This is a genomic window from Streptomyces sp. NPDC005811 (genome assembly GCF_040630405.1).
In the GTDB taxonomy this organism is placed as follows: domain Bacteria; phylum Actinomycetota; class Actinomycetes; order Streptomycetales; family Streptomycetaceae; genus Streptomyces.
Genome location: NZ_JBEXXK010000029.1, coordinates 1 through 18,528 on the forward strand (window position 1 = coordinate 1; position 18,528 = coordinate 18,528).

General features: G+C 71.7%; 1 protein-coding gene. It reads left to right on the forward strand.

Annotated features, from left to right (window positions below; all coding sequences use genetic code 11):
- The first annotated feature begins 6 nt into the window (after positions 1-6).
- Complete coding sequence (locus tag ABZ490_RS28700) at positions 7-18,498, forward strand: amino acid adenylation domain-containing protein (RefSeq protein WP_358995896.1); 18,492 nt, start codon at positions 7-9, stop codon at positions 18,496-18,498.
- Positions 18,499-18,528 lie beyond the last annotated feature (30 nt).

Below are 18,528 nucleotides of genomic sequence, written 5' to 3' on the forward strand. Positions count from 1 at the left end.
CTGGGTGTGCTGAAGTCGGGGGCGGGTTATCTGCCGCTGGATCCGGCGAATCCGGCGGAGCGGCTGGCGTACATCGTGGGGGACGCGGGTGCGCCCGTGGTGCTGACTACGTCGGCGTTGTCGGGGGTGCTGGAGGGCCGGTACGAGGGTGAGCTGCTGCTCTTGGACCAGGATGCGGCGTTGTTCGAGGCGGCGCCGGAGTCGGACCCGGAGGTTGCCGGCTCTCCGGAGAACCTGATCTACACGATCTACACCTCGGGTTCGACGGGCCGTCCCAAGGGTGTCGCTCTCACCCATGCCAATGTCGTCCGGCTTCTGTCGTCGGCGTACGAGCACTATGTGTTCGACGAGAGCGATGTGTGGCCGTTGTTCCACAGTTACGCGTTCGACGTGTCGGTGTGGGAGATGTGGGGTGCGCTGCTGCACGGCGGTCGGTTGGTCGTGGTGCCGTTCGCGGTGACGCGTTCGCCGGAGGAGTTCCTCGATCTGCTGGTCGAGGAGGGTGTCACGGTTCTCAACCAGACGCCGACGGCGTTCCGTTCGCTGGTGAATGCGGCCCGGGACGGCGATCCCAGGATCGGCCGACTGCGCCTGCGGGCCGTGGTGTTCGCGGGTGAGAAGCTGGATGTGGCGGAGCTGAAGCCGTGGACGGACCGGATCGGTCTGGATCAGACGGCTCTGGTGAACATGTACGGGATCACCGAGACGACCGTGCACACCACCTACCACCGTCTCACCGAGCCCGACCTGGACCCCCAGGCCGGCAACCCCATCGGGCGTCCTCTGCCGGATCTGCGGATCTGCCTGCTCGACCCGCGCGGCGAGCTCGTGCCTGTGGGAGTCGCCGGGGAGATCTACGTCGGTGGTCCGGGTGTGGCGCGGGGGTATCTGGGCCGTCCGGAGCTGACGGCGGAGCGGTTCGTGCCGGACCCCTTCGGCCCTGCGGGTTCCCGGCTCTACAAGAGTGGTGACCTGGCTCGCCGCCTTCCCGACGGGAAGCTGGAGTTCCTGGGGCGGATCGACGACCAGGTGAAGATCCGTGGTTTCCGGATCGAGCTGGGGGAGATCGAGACCGCGCTGGCGGCGCAGCCGCTGGTGCGCGACGCGGTGGTCGTCGTACGCGAGGACGAGCCCGGCGACAAGCGTCTCGTCGCCTATGTGACCGCCGGCGACCAGGCGCCCACCCCGGGGGAGCTGCGGGCTCCCCTGACGGCGGACCTGCCGGAGTACATGATCCCGTCGGCGTTCGTGGTGCTGGACGCGCTGCCGCTGACGACGAACGGCAAGCTCGACAAGCGGGCCCTGCCCGCCCCCGGCCAGGACGCGCTGGGCGGCTCGGCCGCCTACACCGCGCCCCGGACCGGGACCGAGGAGCGCATCGCGGCCGTCTGGCGCGAGGTCCTCGGGCTGGAGCGCGTCGGTGTCGACGACAGCTTCTTCGACCTCGGCGGGCACTCCCTGCGCGCGGTCAACCTCGTCGGCAGGCTGCGTCTGGCGGGCTTCGACGTCGCGGTGCGGGACGTCTTCCAGCACCGTACGGTCGCCCGGCTGGCCGAGCTGGTCACCGGCCGCGGCACGATCGAGGCCACGTCGGCCGTGGAACCGTACGCGCTGATCTCCGCCGACGACCGCGACCGGCTCCCGGCCGGCACCGACGACGCCTACCCGGTCTCCCAGGTGCAGCTCGGCATGCTCGTCGAGATGCTGGTCGACGAGGGCGGCAACAACTACCACAACGCCACCACGTTCCGGATCAGGGACGAGCGGCCCTTCGAGGCCGAGGCCCTGCGCGAAGCGGCCCGGCTGGTCACCGCCCGGCACGACGTGCTGCGCACCGGCTTCGACCTCACCTCGTACTCCGTGCCGCTCCAGATCGTGCACACCGAGGCCGAACTGCCGGTCGAGGTCCGCGACCTCACCGCGCTCGACGCCACCGCCGTCGACCGGGACCTGCGGGCCTTCATGGCGCGGGAGCGCGCCACCCTCTTCGACCTGGAGACGCCCGCCCTGCTGCGCGTGGCCGCCCATGTGACCCAGGACGGCTGGTGGTTCACGATCACCGAGTGCCACGCCGTCCTGGAGGGCTGGAGCCACCACTCGCTGCTCATGGAGCTGCTCGGCGAGTACGCCCGCATCCGGGACGGGCACGAGCACACCCCGCACCCGGCGGGGCGCCCCGCCGTCCGCTTCGCCGACTTCATCGCCGCCGAACTGGCCGCCCTCGACTCCGAGGAGGACCGAGGCTACTGGAACGGTGTCGTCACCGGCTTCCCCAGCTTCACGCTCCCCGACGGGCTCCAGCAGCGGGCCGGGCTGCCGGCCGCCACCCACCAGAGCGCCGTCGCCCTCCACGACCTGGAGCCGCGGCTGCGCGCCCTCGCCGCCGAGGCCGAGGTCTCGCTGAAGAGCGTGCTGCACGCGGCGCACCTCACCGTGCTGAGCCGGCTCACCGACGAGGACTCCTTCGTCAGCGGACTCGTCTGCGACGCCCGCCCGGAGGCCGCGGGCGCGGACCGGGTGTACGGCATGTACCTCAACACCCTGCCGTTCGCCCATCGACGCGGCGCCCGCACCTGGGGCGAGCTGGTCCGCCAGGTGTTCGACCGCGAGACCGAGATGTGGGGCCACCGCCGCTACCCGCTCCCCGCCATCCAGCGCGACGCGGGCACCGGAGGCAGACGCCTCTTCGACGTCTTCTTCAACTACCAGGACTTCGAGCAGGTCGACACCGACCTGGTCGACTACCTCGCGAGCATCGACGACAGCCCCACCGAGTTCCCGCTGACGGTGGCGACCCGCTCCGGCTACTGCATCCTCACCGCGGCCGGACACGCCCTCAGCCAGGAGAACACCGAGCGCCTCGCGGACATGTACCGCTCGGTGCTCACCGCGATGGCCGAGTCGGGCATCGACGGCGACGCGACCCTCCGGCACCTGCCGGCCGGAGAGTACGAACTCCTCGTCGCCGACTGGAACCGGCCCCGGACCGCGCCTGACGCCCGTCGGGTGCATGAGGTGTTCGAGGAGCAGGTGGGGCGTACGCCGGATGCGGTGGCGGTGTCGTTCGAGGGTGTGGAGCTGTCGTATGCGGAGCTGAACGCGCGGGCGAACCGGATCGCGCATGTGCTGCGGGGCAGGGGTGTCGGCCCGGAGGCGCTGGTGGGTGTGTGCCTGGAGCGTGGGCTGGATCTGATTCCGGGCATTCTGGGTGTGCTGAAGTCGGGGGCGGGTTATCTGCCGCTGGATCCGGCGAATCCGGCGGAGCGGCTGGCCTACATCGTGGGGGACGCGGGTGCGCCCGTGGTGCTGACGACGTCGGCGCTGTCGGGGGTGCTGGAGGGCCGGTACGAGGGTGAGCTGCTGCTCTTGGACCAGGACGCGGCGCTGTTCGAGGCGGCGCCGGAGTCGGACCCGGAGGTTGCCGGCTCTCCCGAGAACCTGATCTACACGATCTACACATCCGGTTCGACGGGCCGTCCCAAGGGTGTCGCCCTCACCCACGCGAATGTGCTGCGGCTGCTGACGACCGCACGGGGTCACTACGGCTTCGCGGAGTCGGATGTGTGGCCGTTGTTCCACAGTTACGCGTTCGACGTGTCGGTGTGGGAGATGTGGGGTGCGCTGCTGCACGGCGGCCGGTTGGTCGTGGTGCCGTTCGCGGTGACGCGTTCGCCGGAGGAGTTCCTCGATCTGCTGGTCGAGGAGGGTGTCACGGTTCTCAACCAGACGCCGACGGCGTTCCGTTCGCTGGTGAATGCGGCCCGGGACGGTGATCCTCGCATCGGGCGGTTGCGGCTGCGGGCCGTGGTGTTCGCGGGTGAGAAGCTGGATGTGGCGGAGCTGAAGCCGTGGACGGACCGGATCGGTCTGGGTCAGACGGCTCTGGTGAACATGTACGGGATCACCGAGACGACCGTGCACACCACCTACCACCGTCTCACCGAGCCCGACCTGGACCCCCAGGCCGGCAACCCCATCGGCAGCCCCCTCTCCGACCTCCAGATCTGCCTGCTCGACCGGCGGGGAGAGTTGGTCCCGGTCGGTGTGGCGGGGGAGATCTACGTCGGTGGTCCGGGTGTGGCGCGGGGGTATCTGGGTCGTCCGGAGCTGACGGCGGAGCGGTTCGTGCCGGATCCGTTCGGGCCTGCGGGGTCGCGGCTGTACAAGAGTGGTGACCTGGCGCGTCGGCTTCCGGACGGGAAGCTGGAGTTCTTGGGTCGGATCGACGATCAGGTGAAGATCCGTGGTTTCCGGATCGAGCTGGGGGAGATCGAGACCGCGTTGGCGGCGCAGCCGCTGGTGCGCGACGCGGTGGTGGTCGTACGTGAGGACGAGCCGGGGGAGAAGCGGCTGGTCGCGTATCTGACGGCGGGGGAGCAGGCTCCGGTGCCCGGTGAGCTGCGGGGTGCGCTCGCGGCGGGGCTGCCGGAGTACATGATCCCGTCGGCGTTCGTGGTGCTGGACGCTCTGCCGCTGACGACGAACGGCAAGCTCGACAAGCGGGCCCTGCCCGCCCCGGGACAGGAGGCGCTGGGCGGTTCGGCCGCCTACACCGCACCCCGGACGGGGACCGAGGAGCGGATCGCGGCCGTCTGGCGCGAGGTCCTCGGGCTGGAGAAGGTCGGGGTCGAGGACAGCTTCTTCGACCTCGGTGGCGACTCCATCCGGGCGGTCAGCCTGGTCGGTCGGCTGCGGGCGGACGGTTTCGGGGTCTCCGTCCGTGAGGTCATGGAGCACAACACCGTCGCGCGACTGGCCGAGCTGGTCACCGGGCGGCCCGCGGCCGACGATCCCGGCTTCACCGCCGTGGAGCCGTACGCGCTGATCTCCGCCGAGGACCGCGAGCGGCTCCCGGCCGGCACCGACGACGCCTACCCGGTCTCGCAGGTGCAGCTCGGCATGGTCCTCGAACTGCTCGCCGACAGCGCGCGCAACAACTACCACAACGTCAACTCCTTCCTGGTCAGGGACGAGGAGCCGTTCGACGAGGCGGCACTGCGCGGGGCCGTGCGGGCCATGGGCATCCGGCACGAGGCGCTGCGCACGTCCTTCGACCTCACCTCGTACTCCGTGCCGCTCCAGATCGTGCACACCGAGGCGGAGATCGCGGTGACGGTCGGGGATCTGCGCGCGGTGGACGGCGACCGGCAGGACGCGCTGGTGCGGGAGTTCGTCGCCGCCGAGCGCGAGGTGGCGTTCGACGTGGCCCAGGCGCCCCTGATCCGGGTGGCCGCGCACCTCGTCTCGGACGGCGCCTGGCGGCTGACCCTGACGCAGTGCCACGCGATCACCGAGGGCTGGAGCTACCACACCCTGCTGATGGAGCTGGTGGAGGCCTACCGGGCGCTCCGTGAGGGGGCCGAGCGGGTGACGGCCGAGCCGCTCCCGGTCCGGTTCGCCGACTTCGTCGCGGCCGAACTGGACGCGCTGGCCTCCGCGGAGGACCGCGCCCACTGGAGCGACCTGGTCACCCGCAACGCCCGGTTCACCCTGCCCGCGCACTGGAGCGACGACCCGGCGGTGCCGCGCACCCGCACCGGTGTCCGCCTTCCGGTGAACGGTCTGGGGGAGGGGCTGCGGGCCCTGGCCGCCGAGGCCGGCGTACCGCTGAAGGCGGTGTTCCACGCCGCGCATCTGAAGGTGATGAGCCAGCTCACGGACGAGGCGTCCTTCTTCACCGGCATCGTGGCGCACGGCCGTCTCGAAGTGCCGGGCGGCGACCGGGTGTACGGCATGCACGTCAACACCCTCCCGTTCGCGTACGAGCGGGGTGCCCGCACCTGGCGGGAGCTGGTCCGGCAGGTCTTCGCGCACGAGTCGGCGATGTGGGGCCACCGGCACTTCCCGTACCCGGAGATCCAGCGGCTCGCCGGCGGCGGCCGGCTCGTCGACGTCGTCTTCAACTTCCTCGACTTCCACATGGTCGACGAGAACGTCATCGACACGGCCGGCAGCATCCACGACGCCCCGACCGAGTTCGGTCTCAACGTCTCCGTCCTCGGCGGCCTGTTGGGTATCAGCACCAACAACCACGTGCTGACCCAGCCCGCCGTGGAGCGGGTGGGCGCGATGTTCGCCGCGGTGCTGGAGTCGATGGCTTCGCGGGGTGGGGACGGTGACGCGGGGGAGGTGTATCTGCCGCCGGGCGAGGCCGAGTCGCTGGCCGGGTTCGCGGGGTCGGTGGAGGGTCCGGACGACAGGCCGTTCCCGGTGTTGTTCGGGGCTCAGGTGGTGCGTGGGCCGGGGGCGCCGGCGGTGGTGTTCGAGGGGTCGGTGGTGTCGTACGCGGAGTTGGAGGTGCGGGCGAACCGGCTGGCTCGGTATCTGGTGGGTGTCGGGGTGGGTCCCGAGTGTGTGGTGGCCATTTCCATGGAGCGTTCTGTGGAGTTGGTGGTGGGGCTGTTGGGGATCATGAAGGCGGGTGGTGCGTATCTGCCGTTGGATCCGGGGTATCCGGTGGAGCGGTTGGCGTACATGCTGGCGGATTCCGGGGCGCCTGTTCTGCTGACGCAGGAGGGGTTGCTCGGGCGGCTGCCTGAGCATGGTGCGCGGGTGGTGTGTGTGGACCGGGACGCGGAGGCGATCGCCGCCGAGTCCGGGGAGGCTCCGGAGGTGGAGCTGTCCGCGCAGTCCACGGCGTACGTCATCTACACCTCGGGTTCCACCGGCCGTCCCAAGGGCGTCGCCGTCACCCACGCGGGTGTGGGGAACCTCGCGGCCGCGCAGGCCGGGCATCTGCGGGTGGGCGAGGGCAGCCGGGTCCTCCAGTTCGCGTCGATCAGCTTCGACGCGGCGTTCTGGGAGCTGGCGCAGGCGCTGCTGAACGGGGCGGCCCTGGTGCTGGCCCCGGCCGAGCGGATCATGCCGGGCCCGGAGCTGACGCGGCTCACCGCCGAGCAGTCGATCACGCATGTGACACTCCCGCCGACGGCCCTCACCGTGATGCCGGCCGACGGCGGGCTTCCCGCCGCGACGACCTTGGTCGTCGCGGGCGAGGCCTGCACCCCCGACCTGGTCGAGGCCTGGTCCGCGGGCCGTCGGATGATCAACGGCTACGGTCCGACCGAGGCGACCGTCTGCTCCAGCTGGAGTGATGCCCTGGAGGGTGCGGTGGTGCCGCCGATCGGGCGGGCGCTGCCGAACACGCGGCTGTATGTCCTGGACCGGGACATGCGGCAGGTTCCGGTGGGTGTGCCGGGTGAGCTGTTCATCGGCGGTTCGGGTCTGGCGCGCGGTTATCTGGGCCGGCCGGAGCTGACGGCGGAGCGGTTCGTGCCGGATCCCTTCGGGGCGGGGGAGCCGGGCGGGTCGCGGCTGTATCGCAGTGGTGACCTGGTGCGTTACGACGAGCAGGGGCAGCTGCATTTCCTGGGGCGGATCGACCACCAGGTCAAGGTCCGTGGATATCGGGTGGAGCTGGGTGAGATCGAGGCGGCGCTCGCCGGGCAGGAGGGTGTGCGCGACGCGGTCGTGGCCGTACGCGCCGGTCAGCTCGCGGCGTACGTCGTGCTCGCGGCGGACGCACCGGGTGTCACGGAGCTGCGGTCGGCCATCGGTGAGTCGCTGCCGGACTACATGGTCCCGGCGTCCTTCACCGTCCTGGACGCGCTGCCCCTCAACGGCAGCGGGAAGGTCGACAAGAAGGCGCTCCCGGCTCCGGACCTGACGGCCTTCACGGCGTCGGAGCGCTTCGTGGCGCCGCGTTCGGTGACCGAGCAGCGCATCGCCGAGGTCTGGCAGCAGGTCCTCGGCCTGGACAAGGTCGGCGTCGAGGACAGCTTCTTCGACCTCGGCGGCGACTCCATCCGCGCCGTCACCCTCGTCGGCGCCCTGCGCGCCGCCGGCTACGACATCGGCGTCCGGGAGGTCTTCGACGCCCGTACCGTCGCCGCCGTGGCCGAGACGGTCACCGGCCGTCCCGCACCCGCCGCGACCGAGGCGCCGGTACGCCCGTACGAGCTGATCTCCGCCGACGACCGGGCGCTCCTGCCCGCGGGCCTGGACGACGCCTACCCGCTCTCGCAGGTCCAGCTCGGCATGGTCGTCGAGCTGCTCTCGGACGAGTCCCGGGCCCGCTACCACAACGTCAGCGTCAACCGGATCCGCGACGGACACCCCTTCGACGCCCCGGCACTCCAGGAGGCCACCCGGATCGTCCTGGCCCGGCACGAGGTGCTGCGCACCTCGTTCGCGCTCGACACGTACTCCGTGCCCATGCAGCTGGTGCACTCCACCGCCTCGGTCGACGTCACGGTCCGCGATCTGCGTGGGCTCGACGAGGCCGGACGGGAGGCGGCACTCGCCGCCTTCGCCGCGGAGGAGCAGAACACGCTGTTCGACCTGACCCGTGCGCCGCTGCTGCGCGTCGCCGCCCTGGTCGAGAGCGACACCGCCTGGCGCCTGGCGCTCACCGAGTCGCACGCCATCACCGAGGGCTGGAGCTATCACGCCCTGATGATGGAACTCCTCGACGTCTACGCCGCCCTGCGCGACGGCCGCGAGCCCGCCGCCGTCGTCCCGGCCGCCGTCCGCTTCGCCGACTTCGTCGCGGCCGAACGCAAGGCGCTGGACTCGGCGGAGAGCCGCGGCTACTGGCAGCAGACCGTCGAGGAGCACACCAAGTTCGAACTGCCCCCGTCCTGGGGCGGATCGGAAGAGGAGCCGCGCGAGACCTACCAGCTGCGGGTGCCGTTGCACGACCTGGAGCCGGGACTGCGCGCCCTCGCCACCGACGCCCGTGCCTCGCTCAAGGCGGTCCTGCTGTCGGCGCACCTCAAGGTGCTGAGCCAGCTCACCGACGAGGCCCGGCTCTTCGCCGGGGTCGTCACGGACACCCGCCCCGAGGCCCTGGGGGCCGACCGGGTGCTGGGCATGTACGTCAACACCGTGCCGTTCGCGTACGAGCGGGGTGCCCGCACCTGGCGGGAGCTGGTCCGGGCCACCTTCGACCGCGAGATCGAGGCGTGGGAGCACCGGCAGTACCCGATGCCCGCCATGCAGCGGGAGGCGGGCGGCCGGCGCCTGGTCGACGTCGTCTTCAACTACCAGGACTTCCGCAACGTCGACACCGAACTGGTCGACGTCGAGGCCGGAGTGGGCACCGGCGCGATCGAGTTCGGGCTCGCCGTCACCACCCTGGGCGGCTACCTCAACCTCAAGACCGACACCCGCTCCCTCGGCCGGGCCGACGCGGAGCGCCTCGCGGCCATGTACCGCGCGGTGCTGGAGTCGATGGCCTCGCGGGGTGGGGACGGTGACGCGGGGGAGGTGTATCTGCCGCCGGGCGAGGCGGAGTCGCTGGCCGCCTTCGCGGACGGCGGCGCCGGCACCGGCTCGGAAGGCGTTCCGTTCCCGGTGTTGTTCGGGGCTCAGGTGGTGCGTGGGCCGGGGGCGCCGGCGGTGGTGTTCGAGGGGTCGGTGGTGTCGTACGCGGAGTTGGAGGTGCGGGCGAACCGGCTGGCTCGGTATCTGGTGGGTGTCGGGGTGGGTCCCGAGTGTGTGGTGGCCATTTCCATGGAGCGTTCTGTGGAGTTGGTGGTGGGGTTGTTGGGGATCATGAAGGCGGGTGGTGCGTATCTGCCGTTGGATCCGGGGTATCCGGTGGAGCGGTTGGCGTACATGCTGGCGGATTCCGGGGCGCCTGTTCTGCTGACGCAGGAAGGGCTGCTGGAGCGGCTGCCTGAGCATGGTGCGCGGGTGGTGTGTGTGGACCGGGATGCGGAGGCGATCGCCGCCGAGTCCGGGGAGGCTCCGGAGGTGGAGCTGTCCGCGCAGTCCACGGCGTACGTCATCTACACCTCGGGCTCGACGGGCCGTCCCAAGGGCGTCGCCGTCACCCACCAGGGCATCGGTGACTTCGCCGACGCGCTGCGGGACTCCTTCGGCGCCGTTCCCGGAAGCCGCGTGCTCCAGTTCGCGTCGATCAGTTTCGACGCGGCGTTCTGGGAGCTGGCGCAGGCGCTGCTGAACGGGGCGGCCCTGGTGCTGGCCCCGGCCGAGCGGATCATGCCGGGTCCGGAGCTGACGCGGCTCACCGCCGAGCAGGGCGTCACCCACGCCATCCTGCCGCCGACCGCGCTCACCGTGATGCCGGCCGACGGCGGGCTCCCCGCCGGGATGACGCTGGTCGTCGGCGGCGAGGCCTGCACCCCCGACCTGGTCGAGGCCTGGTCGGTGGGCCGCCGGATGGTCAACGCGTACGGGCCCACCGAGGCCACGGTGGCCGTGACCTGGAGTGATGCCCTGGAGGGTGCGGTGGTGCCGCCGATCGGGCGGGCGCTGCCGAACACGCGGCTGTATGTCCTGGACCGGGACATGCGGCAGGTTCCGGTGGGTGTGCCGGGTGAGCTGTTCATCGGAGGTTCGGGTCTGGCGCGCGGCTATCTGGGCCGGCCGGAGCTGACGGCGGAGCGGTTCGTGCCGGATCCCTTCGGGGAGGGGGAGCCGGGCGGGTCGCGGCTGTATCGCAGTGGTGACCTGGTGCGGTACGACGAGCAGGGGCAGCTGCACTTCCTGGGGCGGATCGACCACCAGGTCAAGGTCCGTGGATATCGGGTGGAGCTGGGTGAGATCGAGGCGGCGCTCGCCGGGCAGGAGGGTGTGCGCGACGCGGTCGTCGCCGTACGTGCCGGTCAGCTCGCGGCGTACGTCGTGCTCGCGGCCGACGCACCGGGTGTCACGGAGCTGCGGTCGGCCATCGGTGAATCGCTGCCGGACTACATGGTCCCGGCGTCCTTCACCGTCCTGGACGCGCTGCCCCTCAACGGCAGCGGGAAGGTCGACAAGAAGGCGCTCCCGGCTCCGGACCTGACGTCCTTCACGGCGTCGGAGCGCTTCGTGGCGCCGCGTTCGGTGACCGAGCAGCGCATCGCCGAGGTCTGGCAGCAGGTCCTCGGCCTGGACAAGGTCGGCGTCGAGGACAGCTTCTTCGACCTCGGCGGCGACTCCATCCGCGCCGTCACGCTCCTCGGTGCGCTGCGCGCCGCCGGACACGACATCGCGATGCGCGACCTGTTCGAGAAGAGGACGGTGGCCGGGCTCGCCGCGGCGACCGCCGACGCACAGCAGCGCCCGACGGCGGAAACGACGACGGTCGAACCGTTCGCGCTCGTCTCCGCCAACGACCGGGCGAGGCTGCCCGAAGGCCTCACCGACGCCTACCCGCTCTCGCAGACCCAGGCCGGCATGGCCGTGGAACTCCTCGCGGACGAGGGCAGCGGCAACTACCACACGGTGACCGCGCACCGCGTCCTGGACGGAGAACCGTTCTCCGCCGAGGCTCTGCAGCGGGCGCTCGACCTGGTGGCCGCACGCCATGACGTGCTGCGCACCTCCGTCCACCCCACCGCGTACTCCGTGCCCATGCAGCTGGTGCACTCCGCCGTCGGACTCCCGGTCCGGGTGCACGAGCTGACCGGTGCTGCCGACGAGGCGGTACTGGAACGCGAGATCAAGGAGTTCATCGCCGCGGAGCGCGGCGCCCTCTTCGACCTGGGCACCGCCCCGCTGCTGCGGGTGTCGGCACTGGTCGAGAGCGACGAGGTCTGGTGGCTCGGGCTCACCCTGTCGCACATCGTCCTGGAGGGCTGGAGCCACGCCTCGCTGGTGATGGAGATCCTCGACGTCTACCGGTCCCTGCGGGACGGCGACGAGCCCGCCCCGTACCAGGCACCCCCCGTCCGCTTCGCCGACTTCGTCGCCGGGGAGCTGGAGGCGCTGGCCTCCGACGAGGACCGTGCCTACTGGAACGGCCTGGTCGAGGACCGCGCGAAGTTCTCGCTCCCGGCCGGCTGGGGAGAGGCACCGGGCAGGCCCGCCGGGCCGACCGGCAGCCGTGTCTCCTTCGAGGACCTCGAAGAAGGGCTGCGCGCCCTGGCCGCCGAGGCCGGTGCCTCGCTCAAGAGCGTGCTGCACGCCGCCCATCTGAAGGTCCTCGGGCAGCTCAGCGGCGACCGCGCCTTCTTCACCGGCCTCGTCTCGCACGCCCGCCCCGAGGCGGACGGCGCCGACCGGGTGTACGGCATGCACCTCAACACGCTGCCGTTCCCGCACGAGGACACCGCGGCCACCTGGGGCGAGCTGGTCCGCCAGGTCTTCGAACGCGAACTCGGCATGTGGCCGCACCGCCGCTACCCGCTCGCCGCCATCCAGCGCTCGGCCGGCTCCGGCGGCCGTCTCGTCGACGTCCTCTTCAACTACGTCGACTTCCACCAGCTCGACTCGGACATCGTCGACACCGGCGTCAAGGTGATCGACTCGCCGACCGAGTTCGCGCTGTCCGTGCACGCCAACGCCGGCCGGATCGTCCTGGCCGCCAACTCCCAGATGCTCAGCGCGGCGAACGCCGCACGCCTTGCCGCCATGTACCGCACCGTCCTCGAGGCCATGGCCGAGGCAGGCCCCGGCGGCGACGCCAGAGGCACTTATCTGCCCGCCGGCGAGCACGAGCGGCTCTTCGGCCAGGGCACCACAGAACAGGAGGCTTCTTCCGTGGCACGTCGGGTGCATGAGGTGTTCGAGGAGCAGGTGGGGCGTACGCCGGATGCGGTGGCGGTGTCGTTCGAGGGTGTGGAGCTGTCGTATGCGGAGCTGAACGCGCGGGCGAACCGGATCGCGCATGTGCTGCGGGGCAGGGGTGTCGGCCCGGAGGCGCTGGTGGGTGTGTGCCTGGAGCGTGGGCTGGATCTGATTCCGGGCATTCTGGGTGTGCTGAAGTCGGGGGCGGGTTATCTGCCGCTGGATCCGGCGAATCCGGCGGAGCGGCTGGCGTACATCGTGGGGGACGCGGGTGCGCCTGTCGTCCTGACGACGTCGGCGCTGTCGGGGGTGCTGGAGGGCCGGTACGAGGGTGAGCTGCTGCTCTTGGACCAGGATGCGGCGCTGTTCGAGGCGGCGCCGGAGTCGGACCCGGAGGTTGCCGGTTCTCCGGAGAACCTGATCTACACGATCTACACGTCCGGTTCGACGGGCCGTCCCAAGGGTGTCGCTCTCACCCATGCCAATGTCGTCCGGCTTCTGTCGTCGGCGTATGAGCACTATGTGTTCGACGAGAGCGATGTGTGGCCGTTGTTCCACAGTTACGCGTTCGACGTGTCGGTGTGGGAGATGTGGGGTGCGCTGCTGCACGGCGGTCGGTTGGTCGTGGTGCCGTTCGCGGTGACGCGTTCGCCGGAGGAGTTCCTCGATCTGCTGGTCGAGGAGGAGGTGACGATCCTCAACCAGACGCCGACCGCGTTCCGTTCCCTGGTCAACGCCGCCCGGGACGGCGACCGCCGGATCCGCCGACTGAGCCTGCGCGCTGTCGTGTTCGCCGGCGAGAAGCTCGACGTGGCCGAACTCAAGCCCTGGGTGGAGCGCCGCGGGCTGGGCCGCACCGCCCTGGTGAACATGTACGGGATCACCGAGACGACCGTGCACACCACCTACCACCGTCTCACCAAGCGCGATCTGGACCCGGAGGCGGGCAACCCGATCGGCGGCCCCCTCTCCGACCTTCAGGTGCATCTCCTCAACGAGAGCGGGGAGTTGGTCCCGGTCGGTGTGGCGGGCGAGATCTACGTCGGTGGTCCGGGTGTGGCGCGGGGGTATCTGGGCCGTCCGGAGCTGACGGCGGAGCGGTTCGTGCCGGATCCGTTCGGGCCTGCGGGGTCGCGGCTGTACAAGAGTGGTGACCTGGCGCGTCGGCTGCCCGACGGGAAGCTGGAGTTCCTGGGGCGGATCGACGATCAGGTGAAGATCCGTGGTTTCCGCATCGAGCTGGGGGAGATCGAGACCGCGCTGGCGGCGCAGCCGCTGGTGCGCGACGCGGTGGTCGTCGTACGCGAGGACGAGCCGGGGGAGAAGCGGCTGGTCGCGTATCTGACGGCGGGGGAGCAGGCTCCGGTGCCCGGTGAGCTGCGGGGTGCGCTCGCGGCGGGGCTGCCGGAGTACATGATCCCGTCGGCGTTCGTGGTGCTGGACGCGCTGCCGCTGACGACGAACGGCAAGCTCGACAAGCGGGCCCTGCCCGCCCCCGGCCAGGACGCGCTGGGCGGTTCGGCCGCCTACACCGCGCCCCGGACGGGGACCGAGGAGCGGATCGCGGCCGTCTGGCGCGAGGTCCTCGGGCTGGAGAAGGTCGGGGTCGAGGACAGCTTCTTCGACCTCGGCGGCGACTCCATCCGGGCGCTCACCCTGGTCGGCGCGCTGCGTGAGGAGGGGCTCGACCTCGCCGTGCGTGACGTCCTGGAGCACCGTACGGTCGCCCGGCTGGCCGAGCTGGTCGCCGGCCGCGGCGCGATCGAGGCGATGGCGGCCGTGCAGCCGTACGCGCTGATCTCCGCCGAGGACCGCGGCCTGCTCCCGGCCGGCACCGACGACGCCTACCCGCTCTCCCAGGCCCAGCTCGGCATGCTCGTCGAGATGCAGGCCGGCAGCGGCCGCAACGAGTACCACAACGTGTTCTCCATGCGGATCCGTGACGAACTGCCGCTCGACACCGAGCTGCTGGGGGAGGCCGCGCGGCGGATCTTCGCCCGTCACGACGTCCTGCGCACGTCCGTGGACCTGACCACCTACTCCGTGCCCCTGCAGATCGTCCACTCCGAGGTGGACGTGGACCTGGAGGTGCGCGACCTGCGCGGCCTGGACCGGGCGGGCGTGGAGCGGGCGGTGCGGGAGTTCACCGCGCAGGAGCGGGCCCGGCTCTTCGACGTGGGCAGCGCCCCGCTGATGCGGGTCGCCGCCCACGACGAGGGGGACGGCGCCTGGTGGCTCGCCTTCACCGAGTGCCATGTGGTGATGGAGGGCTGGAGCACCTTCTCGCTGGTGATGGAGGTCCTCGACCTCTACCGCGAGCTGCGCACGGGTGCACCCGTCACCCCGTACGACCGGCCCGCCACCCGGTTCGCCGACTTCGTCGCCGCCGAACTGGCCTCCCTCGCCTCCGACCAGGACCGCGCGTACTGGGGCTCGGTCGTCGCCGGCGGCGCCAAGTTCGAACTCCCCGCGGGCTGGGGGGACCCGGCCGACGGCGAGCGCACCACCTCCTACACCACCGTCCCGTACGACGATCTGGAGGAGGGCCTGCGGGCGCTCGCGGCCCGCGCCGGTTCCACCCTGAAGGGCGTGCTGCACGCGGCCCATCTGAAGGTGATGAGCCAGCTCACCGACGAACAGGCCTTCTTCACCGGCCTGGTGACCAACGCCCGGCCCGAGGCGCGCGGCGCCGACCGGGTCTTCGGGATGCACCTCAACACCCTGCCGTTCCTCCACGACCGGCTCGCCCGCACCTGGCGCGAGCTCGTCGAGCGGACCCACGCCCGCGAGGTGGACCTGTGGGAGCACCGCAGCTTCCCGATGCCGGAGATCCAGCGGGAGTTCCACGACGGCCGCCGGCTGATCGACGTGATGTTCACCTACCAGGACTTCCACCAGATCGACCACGACCGCATCGACACCGGGGCGACCGTCGGCGAGGGCGCCCTGGAGTTCGGCCTGCGGGTCTCGGGCGTCGGCGGGATCGTCGGGCTCAACGCCAGTGGGCAGCAGCTCGGGCAGGAGTCCCTGGACCGGATCGCGGTGATGTTCCGGCTGGTCCTGGAGGCCATGGCCGCCGACCCGGAGGGCGACGCCCAGGCCGCCCGCCTGCCGGAGACCACGGAGTGGAACCCGGCCACGACACCGGTCGCGCCCGGCACCGTCCTTCAGTGGTTCGAGGCGCGCGCCGCCGAGCACCCCGAGGCCGTCGCCCTCGTGCACAGCGGTCCCCCCGTCACCTACGGCGAGCTGGACGCGCGGGCCAACCGCGTCGCCCACCATCTGCGGGACCAGGGCGTCACCGCCGAGACCCGGGTGGGGATCCGGCTGGAGCGCGGCTGCGACCTGGTCGTCGCGATGCTCGCCGCGTGGAAGGCCGGGGCGGCCTACATACCGATCGACCCCGGCTACCCGGCCGAGCGCGTCGCCCGCATGATGGACACCGCGGGCGCCGGCCTCCTGCTGGACCGGCTGCCCGAGCCGGCGCTGCTCGCCGGACACCCGGACACCGCGCCGCACCGCGACGACGACCCGGACACCCTCGCCTACATCATCTTCACCTCCGGCTCCACCGGCCGTCCCAAGGGTGTGGAGATCCCGCACCGGGGCCTCGCCAACCACCTGCACTGGGCGGCGTCCGCCCTCGCGGGAGCCGGGACGACCGGGGCGCCGCTGCTCTCCTCGCACGCCTACGACCTGCCGGTGCCCAACATCTGGGCGCCCCTGGTGACCGGCCAGCCGCTCACCCTGCTGCCGGCCGACACCACCGTGGCCGACCTCGGCAAGCGGCTGGCCGACGGGGCGCCGTACAGCTTCGTCAAGCTCACGCCGTCCCACCTCGACCTGCTCGCCCAGCAGCTCACCGACGCGCAGGCGGCCGCTCTCGCGCCGCTGATCGTGGTGGCGGGCGAACCGCTGACGAGCGCGACGGTCCAGGCCTGGCGGGCGCTGTCGCCCGGCACCCGGCTGATCAACGAGTACGGTCCGACCGAGGCCTCCGTCGGCACCAGCATCCACCCGGTGCCGGACGAGGTGGCCCAGGCGGTGGTGCCGATCGGCTCCCCCCTGCCGAACATGGCCATGCACGTCCTCGACGAGCGGCTCCAGAAGGTGCCCACCGGGGTCACCGGTGAGCTGTACGTCGGCGGCGCGGGCCTCGCCCGCGGCTACAGCGGACGGCCCGACCTGACCGCCGAGCGGTTCGTGCCCGACCCGTACGGAGCGGCGGGCGGCCGTCTCTACCGCACCGGCGACCTGGTGCGACGGCTGCCGGACGGCGCCGTGGAGTTCCTCGGCCGCACCGACGACCAGGTCAAGATCCGCGGCCACCGGGTGGAACCGGGCGAGATCCAGACCGTGCTGACCGGGCATCCGGACGTCACGGCCGCGTACGTCACGACCGACGAGCCCGTGCCGGGGAGCCCGCGGCTGATCGCCTACTACACCGGTGACGGCGGCCGGCCCGTGCCGGAGCTGGCCGGGCACTGTGCGGCGGCCCTGCCCGACCACATGGTCCCGGCGGTCTTCACCCACCTCGCCGCCCTGCCGCTGAACCCCAACGGCAAGGTCGACCGGGGTGCCCTCCCCGCGCCCGACACCTCGGCCACCGGCGAGGACGGCCGCACGGTCGCGGAACCCGTCACCGACACGGAGAAGGCCCTGGCCGGGATCTGGGCCCAGCTCCTCGGCGCGGAGCGGATCGGCACCGGCGACAACTTCTTCGCCCTGGGCGGCCACTCGATGCTCATCATCAAGGTGATGGCGGCCGCCCGGAAGAAGCGGCTGCCCGTCTCGCTCCAGATGCTGTACCAGACGGAGACCCTCGGTGAACTGGCCGCCGCGGTCGACGCCCACAGCGCGGCCGTACGGGCCAACGCCGGTGGGGCGGCGGGTGCGCGGAAGGCCTCCGGCGCCGCTCCCGCTCCCGCCACGCTGCCGTCCATGCGGGAGCACCGGGTGCCCGGCGCGGTGGTCGCGCTGATCCGGGACGGCGAGGTGGCGAGCGTCTCCGCGTACGGCGTGCTGCGCGCCGACGGCGAGGAGGTGGTGACCCCGCAGACGCTGTTCCAGACCGGTTCGATCAGCAAGCACGTCACCGCGCTCGGCGTCCTGCGCCTGGTCGACCAGGGCGTGCTGCGGCTCGACGAGGACGTCGACACGTACCTCACCTCCTGGCGGATCACCACGCCCGACGGCACCCCCGCTGCCGTGACGCTCCGTCAACTCCTGAGTCACCGCTCGGGATTGACCCTCGTCGCCAATGCCGGATACCGTCCGGGCGACGCGCTGCCGACGGTGCTGGACCTGCTCACGGGCTCACCCGAGGCGGACAACGCGCCGGTGCACGCCGAGCGGCCGGCGGGGGCGGGGTTCCAGCTCGCCAACACCAACTACATGGTGATCCAGCAGGTGCTGGAGGACGTCACGGGGCGGCCGTTCCCCGAGCTGATGCGCGCGACCGTGTTCGAGCCGCTGCGGATGGCGTCCAGCGGGTTCGAGCAGGACTTCCCGCAGACCGGCGGACGCTCCGCCGCGGCCGGCCACGACGAGGAAGGCCGCGTCGTGGACGGCGGCTGGCGGGTCCGCCCCCAGGTCGCCGCCTCCGGACTGTGGTCCACCGCGGCCGACCTCGCCAAGGTCGTCGGCGAACTGCGCCGCTCCTACCGGGGAGAGCCGTTCGCGTTCCTCTCCCGGGAGCTGGCCGAGCAGATGCTGACCCCGGGCGAGGACAGCTTCTACGGGCTCGGCGCGGTCGTGGACGGCATCGCCCCCGACCTGGAGGCGGGGCACGGCGGTGAACCGCACGGCTACCGCAACATGCTGCTCGGCCGGATCACGGACGGCACCGGCTTCGTCGTCCTGACCAACGGCGCGGGCGGCCGCGAGGTCGTCAAGGCCGTCGGCCAGTCGCTGCGCGAGCACGACGCGGCCTTCGCCACCGGCCGGATGGCCGAGGCCTGGGCGGCCGGCCCCCGGGCCTGACCGCCCCCGCCCCCGCCCCCCCCGAACGGA